The sequence below is a fragment of the Streptomyces sp. NPDC003300 genome (assembly GCF_040610915.1).
Lineage (GTDB): Bacteria > Actinomycetota > Actinomycetes > Streptomycetales > Streptomycetaceae > Actinacidiphila.
The window spans coordinates 1-18,747 of record NZ_JBEXNE010000051.1 but is presented as its reverse complement, the minus strand read 5'-3'; the positions used below and the strand labels follow the sequence as shown (position 1 = coordinate 18,747).

At 72.7% G+C, this 18,747-nt stretch carries 18 protein-coding genes; 8 read left to right on the top strand and 10 right to left on the bottom strand.

Annotation, left to right across the window (positions count from 1 at the left end; translation table 11 throughout):
* Both ABZX65_RS35895 and ABZX65_RS35890 read right to left on the bottom strand, forming a co-directional pair.
* The coding region (locus ABZX65_RS35895) for a sigma factor-like helix-turn-helix DNA-binding protein (protein WP_355350142.1) at nt 1-474 on the bottom strand (474 nt) is incomplete at its 3' end.
* 32 nt (nt 475-506) lie between these two features.
* Entirely contained in the window at nt 507-1,064 is a 558-nt protein-coding gene (locus ABZX65_RS35890; protein WP_355350139.1) for a MarR family transcriptional regulator, read from the bottom strand.
* A gap of 207 nt (nt 1,065-1,271) precedes the next feature.
* On the opposite strand from ABZX65_RS35890, the gene ilvA reads away from it, so the two are divergent.
* The 3 genes from ilvA to ABZX65_RS35875 all read left to right on the top strand — a co-directional run bounded on the left by ilvA (nt 1,272) and on the right by ABZX65_RS35875 (nt 4,651).
* Nucleotides 1,272-2,501, top strand: a complete 1,230-nt coding sequence (gene ilvA / locus ABZX65_RS35885) for a threonine ammonia-lyase (RefSeq protein ID WP_355350136.1) — start codon at nt 1,272-1,274, stop codon at nt 2,499-2,501.
* 282 nt (nt 2,502-2,783) lie between these two features.
* On the top strand, nt 2,784-3,803 hold the full coding sequence (locus tag ABZX65_RS35880) for an ATP-binding cassette domain-containing protein (protein WP_355350133.1): 1,020 nt from the start codon (nt 2,784-2,786) through the stop codon (nt 3,801-3,803).
* Nucleotides 3,800-4,651 (top strand): ABC transporter permease, encoded by an 852-nt coding sequence (locus tag ABZX65_RS35875; RefSeq protein ID WP_355350130.1) that lies wholly within the window; start codon nt 3,800-3,802, stop codon nt 4,649-4,651. The genes ABZX65_RS35880 and ABZX65_RS35875 overlap by 4 nt, the downstream gene beginning before the upstream one ends.
* A gap of 132 nt (nt 4,652-4,783) precedes the next feature.
* Here the strand turns inward: ABZX65_RS35875 and greA are convergent, their stop codons facing one another.
* Complete coding sequence (greA, locus tag ABZX65_RS35870) at nt 4,784-5,281, bottom strand: transcription elongation factor GreA (RefSeq protein ID WP_188280881.1); 498 nt, start codon at nt 5,279-5,281, stop codon at nt 4,784-4,786.
* Between the two features lie 230 nt (nt 5,282-5,511).
* A complete protein-coding gene (locus tag ABZX65_RS35865) occupies nt 5,512-5,943 on the bottom strand; it encodes a DUF4307 domain-containing protein (protein WP_355350127.1) in 432 nt (143 codons plus the stop codon).
* Nucleotides 5,944-6,088: 145 nt separating this feature from the next.
* Here ABZX65_RS35865 and mca point away from each other — a divergent pair, with 145 nt between their 5' ends.
* Both mca and ABZX65_RS35855 read left to right on the top strand, forming a co-directional pair.
* Entirely contained in the window at nt 6,089-6,961 is an 873-nt protein-coding gene (mca, locus tag ABZX65_RS35860; RefSeq protein WP_355350124.1) for a mycothiol conjugate amidase Mca, read from the top strand.
* A 14-nt stretch (nt 6,962-6,975) separates the two neighbouring features.
* Entirely contained in the window at nt 6,976-7,263 is a 288-nt protein-coding gene (locus ABZX65_RS35855) for a hypothetical protein (RefSeq protein WP_355350121.1), read from the top strand.
* A 183-nt stretch (nt 7,264-7,446) separates the two neighbouring features.
* Here the strand turns inward: ABZX65_RS35855 and ABZX65_RS35850 are convergent, their stop codons facing one another.
* The 4 genes from ABZX65_RS35850 to ABZX65_RS35835 form a co-directional block, all read right to left on the bottom strand.
* Nucleotides 7,447-10,692 (bottom strand): tetratricopeptide repeat protein, encoded by a 3,246-nt coding sequence (locus ABZX65_RS35850; protein WP_355350118.1) that lies wholly within the window; start codon nt 10,690-10,692, stop codon nt 7,447-7,449.
* A 378-nt stretch (nt 10,693-11,070) separates the two neighbouring features.
* Entirely contained in the window at nt 11,071-12,228 is a 1,158-nt protein-coding gene (locus tag ABZX65_RS35845; protein WP_355350115.1) for a hypothetical protein, read from the bottom strand.
* A 245-nt stretch (nt 12,229-12,473) separates the two neighbouring features.
* Complete coding sequence (locus tag ABZX65_RS35840; protein WP_355350112.1) at nt 12,474-13,208, bottom strand: trypsin-like serine protease; 735 nt, start codon at nt 13,206-13,208, stop codon at nt 12,474-12,476.
* A gap of 152 nt (nt 13,209-13,360) precedes the next feature.
* Entirely contained in the window at nt 13,361-14,347 is a 987-nt protein-coding gene (locus tag ABZX65_RS35835; protein WP_355350109.1) for a LysR family transcriptional regulator, read from the bottom strand.
* Nucleotides 14,348-14,474: 127 nt separating this feature from the next.
* On the opposite strand from ABZX65_RS35835, the gene ABZX65_RS35830 reads away from it, so the two are divergent.
* Nucleotides 14,475-15,719 carry an MFS transporter gene (locus ABZX65_RS35830; protein ID WP_355350106.1) on the top strand — a complete coding sequence of 415 codons (1,245 nt, stop codon included), beginning with the start codon at nt 14,475-14,477 and terminating at the stop codon, nt 15,717-15,719.
* Between the two features lie 124 nt (nt 15,720-15,843).
* The gene (locus tag ABZX65_RS35825; RefSeq protein ID WP_355350103.1) at nt 15,844-16,389 is read left to right on the top strand and encodes a VOC family protein; all 546 of its coding nucleotides are present in this window, start codon (nt 15,844-15,846) and stop codon (nt 16,387-16,389) included.
* A gap of 18 nt (nt 16,390-16,407) precedes the next feature.
* Here the strand turns inward: ABZX65_RS35825 and arsB are convergent, their stop codons facing one another.
* Both arsB and ABZX65_RS35815 read right to left on the bottom strand, forming a co-directional pair.
* The gene (arsB, locus tag ABZX65_RS35820) at nt 16,408-17,604 is read right to left on the bottom strand and encodes an ACR3 family arsenite efflux transporter (RefSeq protein WP_355350100.1); all 1,197 of its coding nucleotides are present in this window, start codon (nt 17,602-17,604) and stop codon (nt 16,408-16,410) included.
* The gene (locus ABZX65_RS35815; protein ID WP_355350097.1) at nt 17,595-17,903 is read right to left on the bottom strand and encodes a metalloregulator ArsR/SmtB family transcription factor; all 309 of its coding nucleotides are present in this window, start codon (nt 17,901-17,903) and stop codon (nt 17,595-17,597) included. Before ABZX65_RS35815 ends, arsB begins: the two co-directional genes overlap by 10 nt.
* Before the next feature lie 199 nt (nt 17,904-18,102).
* Here ABZX65_RS35815 and ABZX65_RS35810 point away from each other — a divergent pair, with 199 nt between their 5' ends.
* The gene (locus ABZX65_RS35810; RefSeq protein WP_355350094.1) at nt 18,103-18,516 is read left to right on the top strand and encodes an arsenate reductase ArsC; all 414 of its coding nucleotides are present in this window, start codon (nt 18,103-18,105) and stop codon (nt 18,514-18,516) included.
* Nucleotides 18,517-18,747: the final 231 nt, after the last annotated feature.

Here is an 18,747-nt window from a genome sequence, read left to right as displayed (position 1 = left end):
CGCGGCGGCGGCCACGGCCCTGGCCGCCGCCGCGGCCGCCGGATCGTCCCCTTCGGGCCTGCTGCGCAGCGTGGCCGTCCCGCGGGCGCAGATGGCGCGCACCCGCTCGACGGGCAGGCCGAGTTGGGCCGCGGTCTGCTCCTCCGCGACGCCCTCGAAGTGCCGCATCACGACGATCAGCCGCTCCTGGCCGCTGAGCCGGTCCAGGGTGCCGCCGCGGGGCCGCCGCCACCACGGGCGGTAGGCGAACCGCCGTACCAGCTCGCTCCTGGCCCGTTCGTACGGGTCCTCCGCGCGCATCGTGAGCCAGTTGGCGTAGACGTGCGCGAGCGTCGCGGTCAGGAGGCGGTCGGCGGCCTCAGGGTCGCCCGCCAGCAGTGTGGCGGCGTGCAGCAGACGGCCCGCCGCGCCCGCGGTGAACGCCGCGAATTCGGCGTCCCGTCGGTTTTCCGCTGCCGCCCGGCGCTTCCCCACGCGGCCATGGGACGGCAACCGGGTGTTCCGGGTCAAGCCCCTTGCGTGTCTCCCCGCGACCCGGTCGCGCCGCCGGTCCCCTCGGTCCCACCGGCCTCGTCGGACTCCGGCTCCTCGCGCTGTCCCGCCCCGGTGTGCCAGTCGGCGAGCGAGGTGTTGAATCGGGCCAGCAGCTCGGTGAAGATCTCCCGCTCCCGCGGGGTCCACTCGTCGGTGACCTCGGCCATCAGCCGGCGGCGGGAGTCGCGTACCGCGTCGAGCCGGGACCGGCCGCGCGGCGACAGGGCGAGGACGACCGCGCGGCCGTCCTCCGGGTGCGAGGTGCGCTTGACCAGGCCGGTGTCGACGAGCGGGGCGACCTGACGGGTGACCGTGGAGGAGTCGATGCCCATGGCCTCGGCGAGCGCCTTGACGCCCATCGGGCCTTCGCGGTCGAGCCGGTTGAGCAGCAGGTAGGCGGCGCGGTCCATGGAGTTGCGGGCCTTGCCGACTCCGCCGAGCCGCGTCTGTTCCGCGCGACGGGCGAAAAGTGCGACCTGGTGCTGGAGGCGCTCAAGGAGTTCGGTCGAGGTCTCCGTGGGGTTGGACATGACCTTGAAGCTCGCGTTCTGTCGGTCCTGTGAAGGGGAACGGGAAGGCGGAAGTTGTGGAGAAGAGTACGCGGCGCGGAAGGCCCCGTGACCCTTCACCGGCAATACGCCGCCCGCCGCGGCCCCGGCCCTGACACGTATTCCGGCCGCCGGTGACACCCTTGGCCCCCGGCGGTGGCGGTCCGCCGGAGCTGGGAGACTGGGCCCATGGACAGTTCGGTGCCCGCAGCGTCCCCTTCGATCACCCTCGATGACGTGCGAGGAGCGCACAAAATGCTCTCCGGGGTGGCCCGTATCACCGCGATGGAAGGCAGCCGCCATCTGTCGTCGCTGGTCGGAGCACCTGTGCACCTCAAATGCGAGAATCTTCAACGCACAGGTTCGTTCAAAATTCGCGGCGCGTACGTCCGCATCGCGGGCCTCGGCCCGGAGGAGCGCGCGGCCGGGGTGGTGGCGGCCAGCGCCGGGAACCACGCCCAGGGCGTGGCCCTCGCGGCCTCCCTGCTCGGCGTCCGCTCGACCGTCTTCATGCCCGTCGGCGCCCCGCTGCCCAAGGTGGCCGCGACCCGTGACTACGGCGCCGAGGTACGGCTGCACGGCGCGGTCGTCGACGAGACGCTGCGGGCGGCCATCGAGTACGCCGAGCAGACCGGGGCGGTCTTCATCCACCCCTTCGACCACCCGGACATCATCGCCGGGCAGGGCACGGTGGGCCTGGAGATCCTTGAGCAGTGCCCCGAGGTCGGCACCATCGTGGTCGGCATCGGCGGCGGCGGTCTCGCCGCCGGTCTCGCGGTCGCCGTCAAGGCGCTGCGGCCCGATGTGAAGATCGTCGGCGTGCAGGCCGCGGGCGCCGCCGCGTATCCGCCCTCGCTCGCCGTCGGCCGCCCGGTGGCGCTCGGCACGGTCGCCACGATGGCCGACGGAATCATGGTCGGCCGTCCGGGCGACATACCGTTCGCCCTGGTCAGGGACCTGGTGGACGAGGTCGTGACGGTGACGGAGGACCAGCTCTCCTCCGCGCTGCTGCTCTGCCTGGAACGCGCGAAGCTGGTCGTGGAACCGGCCGGGGCCAGTCCGGTCGCGGCGCTGCTGGCCGCGCCCGAGGCGCTGCGGGGGCCCGTCGTCGCGGTGCTCTCCGGCGGCAATGTCGACCCGCTGCTGATGCAGCGCATCCTGCGGCACGGCATGTCGGCCGCCGGCCGTTACCTGTCCCTGCGGCTGCGTCTCACCGACCGGCCCGGCGCGCTCGCCACGCTCCTGGGGGTGTTGTCAGTGGTCGACGCTAACGTCCTCGATGTCAGCCATGTGCGCACCGACCCGCGGCTCGGCCTCACCGAGGCCGAGGTCGAGGTGCACCTGGAAACCAAGGGACCTGAGCACTGTGTCGCCGTGGGCGAGGCACTGGAGAACGCGGGTTACACCGTCATCCGGTGACCGCCCCGGCGGGCGGAGCTCGCCGTCGTACGACCCGCCGCCGCGGGGGAATCGCCCGCCGAGCCCCGCGGCGGCGCGCCGTGTACCAGGTTCCGTGGCGGACGCGAAATTGGCTTGACGCGATATATCGCGTCTGTCATCCTCGCGTTCCATCGCGGTTCGCCGCGCGGTCCGCCGCGCGCTGAGCGATGAGTTTCGGCCGTTCGGGCGGTCGAAGTCATGAAGCCGCACACCGCACCAGTCGTGAGAGCTGCACACCGCACCAACGGACGGAGTGACAAAATGCCGGGCGCCATCTATGCAGAGGGTCTTGTGAAGACCTTCGGCGATGTCAAGGCACTGGGGGGAGTGGACCTCGACGTGCCGGAGGGCACGGTCCTCGGGCTGCTCGGGCCGAACGGCGCGGGAAAGACCACCGCCGTCCGGGTCCTGACCACACTCCTGCAACCCGACAGCGGCAGAGCCGTCGTCGCGGGCATCGACGTACTGAAGCACCCCAACGAGGTCCGCAGGCACATCGGCCTGTCGGGTCAGTTCGCCGCGGTCGACGAGTATCTGACCGGCCGGGAGAACATCCAAATGGTCGGCCAGCTCTACCAGATGAGCGCCAAGGCGGCCCGCGCGCGGGCCGACGAACTGCTGGAGCGCTTCAATCTGGCGGACGCCGCGAACCGGCCCTCCAAGACCTACTCCGGCGGTATGCGCCGCCGCCTCGACCTCGCCGCCGCGCTCGTCGTGAGCCCGCCGGTGATGTTCATGGACGAGCCGACCACCGGACTCGACCCGCGCAACCGCCAGCAGCTCTGGGAGGTCATCCAGGAACTGGTCGCGGGCGGCACCACCTTGCTGCTCACCACCCAGTATTTGGAAGAGGCCGACCACCTCGCGCACGACATCTGCGTGATCGACCACGGCAAGGTCATCGCGCGCGGCACCTCCGACCAGCTCAAGGCGCAGACCGGCGGCGAACGCGTCGAGGTCGTCGTGCACGAGCGGGACCGCATCTCCGACGCCGCCCGCGCGCTCGCCGGATTCGGCAAGGGCGACGCGAAGATCGAGGAACACCAGCGGAAGATCACCGTCCCGGTGACCGGCGGCGCCAAGCTGCTCGCCGAGGTGATCCGCGACCTGGACGCGCAGGGCATCGAGATCGACGACATCGGCCTGCGCCGACCCACCCTGGACGACGTGTTCATCTCCCTGACCGGCCACGCGGCCGAGCAGGACAACGCCGCCGACGAGGAGACCGACGACGCGGGCGCCCGCAAGGCCGACGCGTCCCGCAAGGAGGCAGTCAAGTGAGCGCCACGACCGACATCGTGACCACCGCCGCGCCCAAGGGCGCGGGCGGCGTCGTCCAGTCCGTCAGGGACTCGCTGGTCGTCGCCAAGCGCAATCTGATCCGGATGCTGCGCATCCCCGAGATGATCATCTTCGGGCTGATCCAGCCGATCATGTTCGTGGTGCTGTTCAGCTACGTCTTCGGCGGCTCGGTCGCCGTCGGCGGCTCCCTCAGCGCCTCGGACTACCGCAACTTCCTGATGGCGGGCATCTTCGCCCAGACGGTCACCTTCGCCACCGCCGGCGCGGGCGCGGGCATCGCCGACGACATGAACAAGGGCCTCATCGACCGCTTCCGGTCGCTGCCCATGGCGCGCGGCGCGGTGCTCACCGGCCGCACCCTCGCCGACCTCGTCCAGACGACGCTCACCGTCGTCGTCCTCGCGGTGGTCGGCGTGCTCGTCGGCTGGCGCATCCACAACGGCGTGCCGAAGATGATCGGCGCGTTCCTGCTGCTGCTCCTGCTGGGCTACGCCTTCTCCTGGATCGGCGCGCTGATCGGCCTGTCGGTCCGCACCCCGGAGGCGGCCACCTCGGGCGGCCTGATCTGGCTCTTCCCGGTGACGTTCGTGTCGAACGCCTTCGTGGACTCGTCCAACATGCCGGGCTGGCTCCAGGCGGTCGCCGACTGGAACCCGTTCAGCGCCACCGTGCAGGCGTGCCGCGTGCTCTTCGGCAACCCGGGCGTCTCGCAGTCCGGCGCCTGGCCGATGCAGCACCCGGTGTGGGCGTCGCTGATCTGGTCCGTGCTCATCATCGTGGTCTTCCGTACGCTCGCGGTCCGCAAGTACCGCTCGGCGACCGCTTAACAGCCGGTCACCGCGGAGAGCCGGACGACCGCCTCACGCTCGACGATCGCGTCACGCCCGACGCCTTCGCGGAGAGCCGCGTCACACATGTGCCGCCCGTGCCACGGGGACGGGCGGCACACCGCTGTCCGCTCAGCCCTGGTACGGCTTCACGTCGAGGACCTTCACCGACGCGCTCTTGCCGTTGGGCAGTTCGTACGTGGCGTCCTCGCCCGGCTTCTTGCCCGCCACACCGCGGCCGAGCGGCGACTGCGGCGAGTACGTGTCCAGGTCGCTGGAGACGCCCTCGCGGGAGCCGAGCAGGAAGGTCATGGTGTCGTCGGGGTCGCCGTCGAAGGCGATGGTCACCACCATGCCGGGCGCCACCACACCGTCGTCCGCCGGGGCCTCGCCGACCTTCGCGGACTCCAGGATCTGGTTGAGCTGGCGGATGCGCAGCTCCAGCTTGCCCTGGTCCTCACGCGCCGCGTGATAGCCGGCGTTCTCCTTGAGATCGCCTTCCTGGCGGGCTTCCTCGATCTTGGCGACGATCTCGGCGCGCGCCGGACCAGACAGATGCTCCAGCTCGGCCTTGAGCTGGTCATACGCCGCCTGGGTCAGCCAGGTGACGTTCTCGCTGGTCTGGGTCACAGGTGCTCCTCGTCGGTACTGGTCATGCCGTGTGCCTGTCCCGCGGACTCCCCGCGGGGCGGTGTGTGCCGTCGCACCCGTGGGGCCGACGGCTCGTCCCCACGGCCGGTGCCGGGGTGCGCCCCGATGAACAAGTCCATTGCCACCGGTCGCCGGGACGAAACCACGAGCCTAACAATTACTCGTCGGTCAAGGGGACGAGAAACGAACGCGGGTGCCGGGGTCCGGGGTCAGCCGCGCGGGGCGGTCTGGCAGCTGACCAGCTCACCGGTCTCACCGCGCGAGGTCGTCCGCACCGTGACGACGGTGTCGACCTGCCGGGCGTGCTGCGCGAGGCGGACGTCCTTGCGGCCCACCTCGTTGTGGTCGACGTCCACCGAGCGCAGGGTGCAGACGGCGACGGTCCCCGGGTCCTTGTGGACCTCCAGGTGGATCTCCACGGCCTGGTCCGACACGGCCTTGAAGGCGATGACCTGACCGCTGACCTTGGTGCCGGTGAGGGCGTGCCAGCCGTACCAGCCGACGCCGACGACCATCAGCGCGCCCAGCACGACGGCGGCGATCCGCAGCTTGCGGTCCGCCCGCGCGTCGGCGCCCGGACCGTACCTGCCGTCGGGCAGGGCGGGGCGGGCGCCCGGCTCACCGGGCCGCACGGCGGTCATAGGCTTTTCCTCCCGAGCGCGGGAACGGCGGAATTAATCGTCCCCTCACTCGGTCACTATAGGAGGCGCCCTCTCGGCCGACGGAGGGGGCTTAGAAGACGGGGGCTCGGCGCCGCTCGGACCCCGAAGACCTGAGGACCCAGCCTTGACTGAGCAGCTTCGACTGATGGCCGTTCACGCCCACCCCGACGACGAGTCGAGCAAGGGCGCGGCCACCATGGCCAAGTACGTGTCCGAGGGGGTGGACGTACTGGTGGCGACCTGCACCGGAGGCGAGCGTGGCTCGGTGCTCAACCCCAAACTCCAGGGCGACCCCTACATCGAGGAGAACATCCACGAGGTACGTGCCAAGGAGATGGACGAGGCGCGCCAGATCCTGGGCGTCCGCCAGTCCTGGCTCGGCTACGTCGACTCGGGACTGCCCGAGGGCGACCCGCTGCCGCCGCTGCCCGAGGGCTGCTTCGCCCTCCAGGACGTGGACGTGGCGGCGGGCACCCTGGTGAAGCTGATCCGCGAGTTCCGGCCGCACGTCATCACCACGTACGACGAGAACGGCGGCTATCCGCACCCGGACCACATCATGACCCACAAGATCTCGGCGGTGGCCTTCGACGCCGCGGGCGACCCCGAGCGCTACCCCGAGGCCGGGGAGCCGTGGACGCCGCTGAAGCTCTACTACAACCAGGGCTTCAACAAGGAGCGCACCCTCGCGCTGCACGAGGCGCTGCTCGCGCGCGGCATGGAGTCCCCGTACGGCGAGTGGCTCAAGCGCTGGGAGGAGTTCGACCGCCCGGAGCGGCAGCTCACCACCCACGTGCCCTGCTCGGACTTCTTCGAGATCCGTGACAAGGCGCTGCTCGCGCACGCCACGCAGATCGACCCGGACGGCGGCTGGTTCCGTATCCCGATGGACCTCCAGCGGGAGGTCTGGCCGACCGAGGACTACGAGCTGGCGCAGTCCCGCGTGGACACCTCGATCCCTGAGGACGACCTCTTTGCGGGGATCGAGAGGGCCTAGGCGACAATGGGCGGGTGAACGCCTCCCACGGATTCAATACGCTGGTCCCGCTCGCCTCGAACGCCGCCGGTGAGCTGAACCAGGACAAGGTGACGCCGGGGCTCCTCGGTTTCGTGATCTTCGCCGCCATCGCCATCGGGCTGTGGCTGCTGATGAAGAACATGGGCAAGCAGATGAAGAAGATCGATTTCACCGAGGAGCCCGCGGCTCGCCCGCCGCATGAGGCCCCCGCGGCCTCTCCCTCCGCTTCTCCCGCCGCCTCCGCCTCCGCCTCCTCCGCCCCGGAGCCGCCACGCCCCTGACGGGGGCGGCCCTTGCGCGGGGCGTGCTTTTCAGGGGCGCGGGGAACCGCGCGGCCAGCCGCCACCGGCCGGTGGTCCGGAGACCACCGATCTGCCCCGCCGGGGCGGGCGGTGACCTGCGGGAGCGTCGTGGCCGGCCGCGCGGTTCCCCGCGCCCCGACGGCGCACGTCGTGTGCAAGGGGTCAGACGGGGACGGCCATGACCATGCGGGCGGAGCGGCCGGGGGTCATGCCGAGGCGCCAGGTGTCCCAGGGTCCGCCGGGGGCGACGGTGCCGCGCTCCAGGAGGAGGGCGTACGCCTCGACGTACTCCTCGAGGTCCGGGTCCCGCCCCGGATAGGCGTCGGCGAGGAGCCCTGCGAGGGCTGAGCGGGCCAGGGGCAGGCCGTCCTCGGAGAGCAGCGGCTGGACGGTGGCGCGCAGGAAGACGGCCCAGTCGTGGCCGCGGCGGTCGCCGAGCCCCCGGAAGAGCTCGACGGCCTCGTCGAGGAGGGCGAGGGCCTCGGGCAGCCGCCCGTTCCCGGCGTCGATGACGGACAGCTCGACGCACGACCACGCCTCGCCGTGCTCGACGCCGATCCGGCGGAAGTCCTGGCGGGCGTCCTGGAGGAGCTGCCGGGCGAAGCCGCTGTTGCGCAGATTGCCGGTACGGGCCGCCCGCTGGTCGCGGGTGACCCGCGCGGAGTGGTGCCGGGCGCAGGCCAGCCCGTAGACGTCCCGCATGCGGGAGAACATCGTGCGGGCGCGTTCCAGGGTGCGCAGCGCCGAGTCGGTGTCGCCGGACTCCTCCAGCGCGTGCCCGAGGTAGTACAGCGTCCACGCCTCGCCGCGCGCGTCCTCGCAGGCGCGGTGCCGCTGCACCGCCTCGTCCAGGTCCTGGGCGGCCTGCCGGGCCTCGCCGCGCAGCAGCAGGGCCCGGGCGAGCTGCGTCGCGGTCCACGCGCCGCCGCGCGGGTCGCGGGCCAGCGCGTACGACTGCCCGGCGGCGCGCAGTTCGGCCTCGCCGAGGTCGAGCCGCCCGAGCCGCAGGTACACCTGGCCGAGCTGGAGGTGCGCCCACGCCTCGCCCTGCACGCTCTCGTTCTCGCGGTGCAGCGCCAGCGACTCGCGCAGCAGCTCCAGCGCCGTGCCGACCTGGCCCATGTCGCGCAGCACGGCGGCCAGCGCGTGCAGCGTCCAGGCCCGGTCCTCGTCCAGCTCGGGGGCGGACTGGATCTCCAGCGCCTCGCGCAGCCTGCGCTCGGCCTCCTTGAGGTTGCCCTGGTGGTGCAGGGTGATGCCGAGGCTGTCCAGCGCGCGGGCCGCGCCCGACGGGTGCCGCGCCTCGAAGTACAGGTCGACCACCGACGTCAGCGTCGACCGCGCCTTGTCCAGCTCGCCGAGCTGCCGGGCCGCGATGCCGGTACGCCACTGCACCGACCGCACCAGCACCGAGCGGTCCTCGTCGGGGCCCGACTTCTGCTGCCCGGCGGCCTGTTGGGCCTGCGCCATCTCGCTGATCTCGCCGAGCCGGTAGAGGTCGCCGCGCAGCAGGCAGTAGTCGCACAGCGCGCCGAGCAGCGCCTGTACGGCGGCCCGGTCGACGCCCTCGGTGTCGCGCAGCGCGGCGGTGATGAAGCTGGACTCCTCGTCCAGCCAGCGCAGCGCCAGCTCCAGTGAGGCGAAGCCGTGCTGGCCGAAGCGCCCGGCGCGGGTGGAGGTCTTGCCCTCGACCAGCCGGATGACGGTGTTCGCGAGGTCCGCGTACGAGCGGATCAGCCGCTCGTGGGCGGCGCCGCGCTCCACCGGGTCCTCCTCGTCCAGCAGCCGTTCGCCCGCGAAGGCGCGGACGAGGTCGTGCGGGCGGTAGCGGCTGCCGCGGACGTTCTCGATCAGCCCCGCGGCGGCGAGTTCGTCGAGCCTGCGGGCGGCCTCGCGTTCGTCGGTGGCCATCAGGGCCGCCGCGGCGGCGGCGCCGAAGCTGGCGCGCCCGGCGAGCGCGAGGCGGCGCAGCAGGCGGCGGTTGGGCTCCGGCTGGTCGTGGTAGCGCAGTGCGAGGACGCGGTCGACCGGGTCGCGCGGGCCGAACACCTCCAGGTCTGCGGCGAGTTCGGTGGCGCCGTGGTGGTCGGGGAGCGCGGCTCCGGCGATCCGCAGGGCTATCGGCAGACCCGCGCACAGGTCGCGCAGCCGCTCGGCCTCCTCCCGCAGCGGGGCGGCGCCGCCGCCCGCCGCGGCCAGTTCGCCCAGCAGCTCCAAGGTGTCGTCCGCGTCGAGCGCGCCGACGTCCAGGCTGTGCACGAAGGCGCCGGGCAGCGCCAGTTCCTCCGGGTCGAACGGCGCGCGGCTGGTGACCAGCACCAGGCTCTCGGACCGCTCGGGGACCAGCGTCCTGATCTGCGCCGCGTCGGTGGCGTCGTCCAGCACGATCACCACGGGCACGTCCCTGAGGTGCTGCTGGTACTGCTCGCTGAGCCGTCGCAGGTGCTGTTCCTGATTCTGCCGCTCGCGGAAGAGGAGCTGGTCGCGGGGCGCGCCGAGCCGGTTGAGCAGGTGCAGCAGCGCCTCCCTGGTGGGCAGCGGCGTCCTGCCGTCGCTCGCGCCGCGCAGGTCCACCACGCACGCGCCGCGGAACTGGTCCTTCAACTGCCGTGCGGTACGCACCGCCAGCGTCGTACGGCCGCTGCCCGCCGGGCCGTGCAGGACGACCACGGTGGGCCGTACCGCCGTGGACACCCGGGCCTGGTGCACCCACTGGGCGATCCGCGCGACATGGGCGCGGCGCCCGGCGAACGGGCCTTCCGCGTCCGGGAGATGGCCGAACGACTGCTCCAGCACGGCGCGTGTGCGGGCCGCCGCGCTGCGGTCGTTGCCCGAACGGCGCGGCGGGGAGGGCTGGTTGGGCACCTTGGCGGACTTCTTGCGGGGCGGCGCGGGGACGACCGCGCGCTGCGCCTCGATGAACGGCCGTACGCCGCGGCGGTCGAGCGCGGCCAGCCACAGCAGCCGCAGTTGTTCCGGACCGCCCGGTAAGCCCTGGCCGGCGCCCGCGCGCCGCGCCTTTCCCTGCTTGCCCGCTCCGGTCAGCGTCACCGCTCCCGCCGCGCCGACCGCGAGGCCGGTCACCAGCGCGGGTCCCGCCGCGAGGCCGTAGCCGAGGTCGACTCCGAAGGCCACCGCGGCCGTTACGCCCGCGACCAGGCCCTGCACCGCGGCGGTGGCGCGCCCCGAGCGCTCCTGCGGTCCGGCCGCCTGACCGGCTTCCAACGCCCTGACGTACGCCCCGTACTCCTCGTCCGCCGCGGCCGCGATCTCCTCCAGCCGCTCCAACCCCCGCGCCAGCAGCGCCTTCCCGTCCACGCCCTGCCCCTGCTGGGCCACCGCCCGCTCCAGCAGGCGCACCACCTCGGCCCGGTGCGGTGCGCGCAGCGCGGCCCGTGACTCCGGCACATGTCCTCCCGCGTACGGCTTCGACAACTTCGACGTGCGGACAACCCATGAGTGGGTTTGGTGCCCACCCAGCGCCCGCGTCAAGCCCCCGCGGCCCTGTGGATCCCACAGCGCCGTCCCCGCGCGCCCCTCCTGGGCGCGGAGCCGCCGTCGCCGCCGCGCGCACGCGCGCGGTTCAGGCCCGCGCGGGGAGGCGGGTTCCGGTGGTGCGGCGCCGGTGAACAGGCCGATCAGGCCGTAGGGCGTCTTGTCGCCGAGGCAGAGGTCGAGCATCTCGTGCGCCTCGGCGTCGGCGCCCAGCTCTCCCGCGCGCCGTGGCAGTCCGCGATGCCGCGCGTCTTCGACGGCGTCGGCGCTACGGCTTGTGAACCGCCCGGCTCACGGGGAGTGGTTCCAGACCAGCAGCAGATAGCCGCCGAAGTACCCGGACACCAGCGTCAGCGTCGTCACGACCGTGACGGCCGTACCGGTCCTGGCCTTGGCCAGTGCCACGGCGGGCGGGATGAGCAGCGGGAAGGCCGCGACGAGGAAGCGCGCCTTGGAGTGGTAGTAGCCGGAGCCGCCGATCGAGGTGGCCAGCAGCAGGAAGCTGAAGAGCAGCAGCGGCCAGGGCTGCCGGTCGAGCACGCCGAGGACGAAGAGCGCCACGGCCAGCAGCAGGACGACGGTCACCGCGTACAGGTCGAGCGCCGACGGCGTGCTGAGGATGTGCCGGGCGCTGTCGACGGTGAACCGGCCGCCGTCCCACGACGATCCCCAGCCGTCCTTCTGGATGTGGAACCAGCCGTCCAGCCGGTGCACCCGCAGGCCCACCCACACCAGATAGCCGATCCAGCCGGCGGGCGCGATCAGCAGCGCCGCCCACGCGCGCCAGGCGCGCGGCGCGCGGACGATCGCGAACAGCGCGGCCAGGCAGACCACCGGCACCAGCGCGGAGGCGGTCGGCCGGGTCAGCCCGGCGAGCAGGCACAGGAAGGCACTGGTCAGCCAGTGTTCGCAGAGCAGCGCGTACAGCGTCCAGGCGGCCAGCGCCGTGAACAGGCTCTCGGTGTACGCCATCGACTCGACGACGGCGTGCGGGATGACGCCCCACAGCACGGCGAGCACCACCCCGGCGCGCTGGCCGTACAGCTTCGCGCCGACCGCGTAGATGCCCCAGGCGGCGGCCAGCGCGAAGAGCCAGCCGAGGACGACGCCGGTGGTCGCGGGCCCGGTGGGGGACAGCGCGGCGGTGCCGCGCACCAGTTGGGGGTAGAGCGGGAAGAACGCGAGGTTGCTCTGCGCCGGGGTGCCGTGGTCGTAGCCGTGCTCGATGATGCCCAGGAACCACAGCGAGTCCCATTTGCGGCCCAGCAGCCCCAGCAGGCTCTTGTGTTCCGACCGCGCCCACATCCAGAGCATCGCGGTCGCCGCGAGCCGCACCAGCAGATAGCCGAGGACCGCGGGCGCCGCCGCGCGGGCCGCGCGCCGCAGCGCGTCTCCCCGGCCAGTGGGCTCCGCCGCGGGCGCCGGCCGGGTGTGGTCGAGCAGCGCCACGACGCTCCCTCTTTGGCGTGAAAAACGGTGCATACGGGTGAGGTGCAGAATTGCGGCAGTCTATCCGGTCGGTGTACGGCGGTTGTCCCGCACCTGTCCGCCAGCTGTCCGACCCCTCGCCGAAGCCCGCGCCACGCGCCCCGCCGACTTCCAGGCCATGTCGCCGCCTGTTCCGTACCCAGCAGGCCCGGTGGCGGTGGCGGGTACCGCCGGGTGACGGGGCGGACCTGGGCGGGCGGTGGGGGCTACCGGCGGGTGACCGAGCGGATCCAGGCGAGCTGCTGACCGACGTCCCCGGCCTCGGCGACCTTCTCCCGGTCGGAGCCGTCGAAGACGCCGAGGAGGGTTTCCGCGCCGTGCGGGGCGACGCTCATCACCGGTCCGCCGGAGTCCCCGCCCGCGGGAATCCCGGACACCTTCACCATGCAGAAGTCCGAGCCGCCCGGCGCGGTGGCGCCGTCGCACCGCGGGTCGTCCGGCCGGACGACCCGCAGCCGCGACTGCTTGAGCACCGGCGACTGGCAGGAGTTCTCGTCCCCGGCGCACGTCGCGCCCCACCCGTACACCCGCACGGTCCGGCCGGGGCGGACGGGCGCGGTGGACAGGCGCGCCGTGCGGACGTGCATGGCCGGCACCTCGACCAGCATCATGTCGGCGACGGCGCTTCCCACGCGCCCGCCGGGCACCGGCCGGACCGTCGTGCCCTTGCGGACGTCGAGGCTGCCCACCCGGAACGTGATCCGCTTGTCCGCGACCGGCCGCGCCTGCTCGAAGAAGCAGTGCGACGCGGTCAGAATCCACCGGCGCGTCACGGCCGTCCCGGTGCACACGGGCTTTCCGTCGACGAACATCCGCACCGCCCACGGCCCGTACGTGCTCTTCGACCCGCCGATCACCGCGGAGGCCGGTGCCGACGCCGTCACGATCCCCGTCACGGCCACCAGTACGGCCGTCAGCAGCACCCGAATCCGCCCCGCCATCCGCGACCACCCCTCACGCTCACCCGGCACCGCTCCCGCTGGCGCCACTGGTGCCATTGGCACCACTTCCGCCACTTCCGGAACATCCGCCCATGAGCGTACGCGCCGACCCCCGGCTTTCCGGACCGGACGCGCACCGGGCGTCACGTCGGTCAGCCGCCACCCGGCGCATCCGGCCCGGAGTTCGTCGGCGGTGACACCGGAGACGGGGGGATCACCCAGTCGGGGCGCCAGGTCCCGGCGGCGTCGTGGGCGGTCGCCGCGGCGGCGAGGTGGGCGCGCAGAACGGCCAGCGCCGGGTGGGGGTTGTCGCGGTGCCACAGGAGGGCGTGCGGGTAGACGGGGGTGGGGTCGGTCACCGGGATACGGCGCAGGCCGTGGCCCGCGGGCCAGATGAGACGGGTGGGCTCGCCCATGAAGGTGGCCAGCGCCGGGGTCTCGGCGAGGGTGTCGAGAAGCGCGTCGGAGCCGAAGTTGGGGCCGGTCGCCTCGATGGTGAGGCCGAACTCGTCGACGAGGTCGTCGTAGTAGGCGCCCCACTCGGAGCCGGGGACGATGCCGGGCATCCAGATCCGGTGCCCCACGAGCCGCTCGACGGTCACCGACCGGGCGCCCGCCAGCGCGTGGGCCGGGCCGGTGAGGAGCTGGAGCGGCTCGTCGAGCACCCGTACGGACGCGACGTCCTCGGGAAGCGGCAGGCCGGGCGCGGCGACGGCGCGGAAGGTCGCGTCGATCGCACCGGACCTGACGGCGCCGACGGCTGTGCCGAATTCCAGCAGCATCACCACGTCGAGGTCGATCTCGGGGTGCGCGCGGTGGAAGCCGCGCATCAGGCCCGCCTGCGCGCCGCGCGAGGCCATCACGTCGACGCGCAGCGGACGGCGGCCGGGGCGTACGGACGCGACCGCGCGTTCGGCGACGCGCAGCAGTTCGCGCGCGTGGGGCAGGAACGCCTGGCCGTCGATGGTGAGTTCGGCGCCGCGCGGGGCGCGGGCGAACAGCCGCATGCCCAGGGCGCGTTCCAGCGCGGCGACCCGCTTGGAGACCGCCTGCTGGGTGATCGACAGGTCGGCGGCGGCCTTCTGGAACTGGCCCGCGTCCGCGACGGCGACGAAGGTGCGTACGGCTTCGAGGTCCACGTCGATTCACCTTAGTGAACAACGAATGGTTGTGGATCGCGGGCGGTGCGGTTGTTTGACCTGCGGTTGTGCCGCTCGCTTAGCTCTCACCGGTCCACGTCGGCCCGTCGAAGGGGGAGCGCCGCGCATGAGGGGCAGGAGAGCGCTGGGGCGGCCGTTCGGCTGGCTGTGGGCGGCGTACGCGGTGAGCGCCTACGGGTCGGGGCTGGGCTTCGGCGCGCTGCCGCTGATCGCGGTGCTGGCCCTGCACGCGGGCCCCGCCGAGGTGTCCGCGCTGTCCGCCGTGGGGCCCGCGGTGGGAGCGCTGATCGCGCTGCCGCTCGCGCCGTGGGTGGAGTTCCGGCGCAAGCGCCCGGTCATGGTCGCGATGGACCTGACCCGGTTCGCGGTCATGGCGACGGTCCCGGCCGCGTACGCCCTCGGCTGGCTCAGCTTCGTCCACCTGCTCGTGGTCTCCGCCGTGTCCGCCGCGGCCAAGATCGCCTTCAACGCCTCCAGCGGCGCCTACCTCAAGGCGCTCGTCCGGCCGGACGACCTGCTCGTAGCCAACGCCCGCTTCGAGTCCACGAACTGGAGCTCCATCGCGGTCGGGCCGCCGCTCGGCGGAGCGGCCATCGGCCTGTTCGGGCCGGTCGTCACCGTCGTGGCCGACGCGCTCAGCTACCTGTGCTCCGCGCTGTGCGTCACCGCGATCCGCGGCCGGGAGGACGCGCCGCGGCCCACCGGCACACCGACGACCCGGGCGGGCGCGCTGCTCGACGGCTGGCGGCACCTCCTGGGCCACCCCGGCCTGCGGGCGCTCTACCTCAACCAGCTGCTCGTCGGCGGTCTGATCATGGCCACAGAACCGCTGCTCGCCGTGCTCCTGCTGCGCCAACTCGGCTTCCCGCCCTGGCAGTACGGCCTCGCCTTCGCCGCGCCCTGCGTCGGCGGGCTCATCGGCTCGCGGCTGGCCCGCCGGGTGGTCGCCCGCCACGGGCAGCAGTGGGTCTTCCGGACCGTCGGCACCCTGCGCGCCGTCTGGCTGATCGGGCTGGCCTTCGTCCGGCCCGGCGTCGTCGGCCTGCTCACCGTGATCGCCGTCGAGCTGGCGATCATCGTCAACATGAGCCTGTACACACCGGTGCTCGCCACCTACCGGCTCGAACACACTCCCCGGCACCTCGTCGCCCGGACCCTGTCGGCCTGGTCGATCGGCCAGCAGACGGCCATCGCCGTCCTCACCGCGCTCGCCGGGCTGCTCGCCGACGTCACCGGCCCGCGCACCGCCCTCACGGTCGTGGGCCTGCTCATCCTGACCACCCCGCTCCTGCTGCCCCGCCGCGACCTCACCCCGAGCCCCGAGCCGGCCGTGGCCCCCGGCCGGCCGTGACCGACCGGGCCCGGGCGGGGGTATCGGCGGATCGCGGCACCGCCGCTGCGCCGTTGCGGACCGGAACTGACCGCAATCGCGCCTAGCGTCGCTGTCGACAACCGATGTCAGCGAAAGGACCGCGATGCCCGAGAAGACCAATGCCGCGCCCGAGGGCTACACCACGGTGGCGCCCTGGGTGGTCACCGACGACACGGGGGCGTTCCTCGACTTCGTGGCCGCGGCGTTCGGGGGTGAGGAACTCGGGCGGGTGGCGACGGAGGACGGCCTGATCGGACACGGCGAGATCCGTATCGGCGACACCGTGGTGCTGGCCTTCGACCGGCACGCGGACTGGCCCGTCGTGCCGAGCCTGCTGCGGGTGTTCGTCGCCGACGCCGACGAGGCGTTCGCGCGGGCCGTCGCGGCCGGCGGCCGTATCGTCACGGAGCTGGCCGACGACGCCTTCGGACAGCGCGGCGGCCGGATCAAGGACCCCTTCGGCAACATCTGGTGGGTGGTCAGCCGCGTGGAGGACGTCTCCGCGGACGACATGTGGAAGCGGCTGGAGGACCCCGTGTACGCCGACGCCATGCGCGTGGCCCAGGAGACCCTCGACGCCGAGCTGAGCGGCCGGGCCGGCCGCAGCAGCGCCCCCGTCAGGACCTGGCCCCGCGGCCAGGACGCGTAAGGCGTAGGTCAATCAGCGTCAATCAGCCGTCGTCAGCGCGTCGGCGGTGAACCTCCGGCGCCAGGCGAGCGCGACGTGGACGAGGCCGATCAGGACGGGGACCTCGATCAGCGGGCCGACGACCCCGGCCAGCGCCTGGCCGGAGGTGACCCCGAAGGTGGCGACGGCGACCGCGATGGCCAGCTCGAAGTTGTTGCCCGCCGCGGTGAACGCGAGGGTCGCGGTGCGGTCGTAGGCCAGACCGACACCCTTGCCGAGGAGGAAGGCCCCGAAGAACATGACCGCGAAGTAGACCAGCAGCGGAGCCGCGATCCGTACGACGTCCAGCGGGCGCGAGGTGATCGTCCCGCCCTGGAGGGCGAAGAGGACGACGATCGTGAACAGCAGCCCGTACAGCGCCCACGGGCCGATCCTCGGCAGGAACGCGCTCTCGTACCGCTCGCGCCCCACGCGCCGCTCGCCGACGCGGCGCGTGAGGAACCCCGCGAGCAGGGGCACGCCGAGGAAGACGACGACGTTCAGCGCGATGTGCCAGGCGGAGACGTCCAGGCCCTGGCCGTCGCCGAGGCCGAGCAGACGCGGCAGCAGGTCGAGGTAGAACCAGCCCAGCAGCGCGAACGCGAGCACCTGGAACACCGAGTTGAGCGCGACCAGGACGGCGGCGGCCTCGCGGTCGCCGCACGCGAGGTCGTTCCAGATGATGACCATGGCGATGCAGCGGGCGAGTCCCACGATGATCAGACCGGTGCGGTACTGGGGCAGATCCGGCAGGAAGAGCCAGGCCAGCGCGAACATGATGGCGGGGCCGACGACCCAGTTGAGGAGCAGGGAGGACGCCATCAGCTTCCGGTCGCCGGTGACGCGGTCGAGCCGGTCGTAGCGGACCTTGGCCAGCACCGGGTACATCATCACGAGCAGGCCGAGCGCGATCGGCAGCGAGATCCCGCCGATCTCGGTCTTCGCGAGCGCGTCGTTCAGCCCCGGGACGGCGCGGCCCAGCCCCAGACCGGCCCCCATCGCGGCCAGGATCCAGACCGCGAGGTAGCGGTCCAGGGCGGAGAGCTTCCCGACGACCGAGTCGCGCGGGGCCGGACCGCCGCCCGGTGGGCGGGCGGCGGCGGGCTGCGCGGAGGGCGCGGGCCGGGGTTCCGCCGAGGGCGCGGGCCGGGGTTCCGCCGAGGTCACGGGGCGGGGTTCCGCGGAGGTCACGGGCACGCCCGCTTGTTCTCGGCGGCGGTACGCGCGGACTCCGCGAGCGCGGCGAACCGCTCGGACAGTCCGGCCAGCACCTCGGGGCGCAGCTTGTAGTAGACGAACCGGCCGCAGGGCTCGGTGTCCACCACGCCCGCCTCGCGCAGGACCTTCATGTGGTTGGAGAGATTGGTCTGCCTGGCTCCGGTCTCCTCGACCAGGTGCGTGGTGCACAGGGTCTCGCGAGCGAGCAGGGTCACGATCCGGAGCCTGAGCGGGTCGGCCAGCACCCGCATCAGATCAGTGTCGACTGATGTCAGCATGGACTGATACTGTCACACATCAGTCGCTGCTGATACCAGCGCGGGCTGAATCGTTCGTTCGCCTCGCCACGTCGCCGCAGCGAACCCGTCCCGTCAAGCCGTCGCACCAAGCCCGCCTCATCACGCCGGTCTCATCACGCCGGTCCCACCACGCCCGTCCCATCACGCCGTTCAACCGAGGAAGGAACAGGGAAGTCCCATGTCCGACAAGCCTTCCGTCCTGTTCGTCTGCGTCCACAACGCCGGCCGCTCGCAGATGGCCGCCGCGTGGCTCACCCACCTGGCCGGGGACCGCGTCGAGGTCCGCTCCGCCGGGTCCGACCCGGGCACCGCCGTCAACCCGGCCGCCGTCCGGGCCATGGCCGAGGTCGGCATCGACATCTCCGCCGAGGCCCCGAAGATCCTCACCGTGGACGCGGTACGCGAGTCCGACGTGTGCGTCACGATGGGCTGCGGCGACACCTGCCCGGTCTTCCCCGGCAAGCGCTACCTCGACTGGAAGCTCGACGACCCGGCCGGCCAGGGCGTCGAAGCCGTGCGTCCGATCCGCGACGAGATCAAGTCCCTGGTCGAGACCCTCCTCCAGGAGATCGCCCCACCCCCGGCCCCTTGACCGCCTCGCCCCCCGCCGGACCCCGTCCCCACCGGTCCCGCTCCCGCTCCCGCTCCCGCCCGGTGCGTCGAGATGCCCGAACGACAGCCTCCCGCCGCCGCGCGCGATCGTCTCGCGGGCCTTGCTTTGTGAGAGGCTAGGTGTATTGATCACGAGCGTTGTTGACATGTGCCGGTGCTTGATCATGGCGAAGACCTCCGGTGTGGTGGAGCTGTCTAGGACTGCACCGCA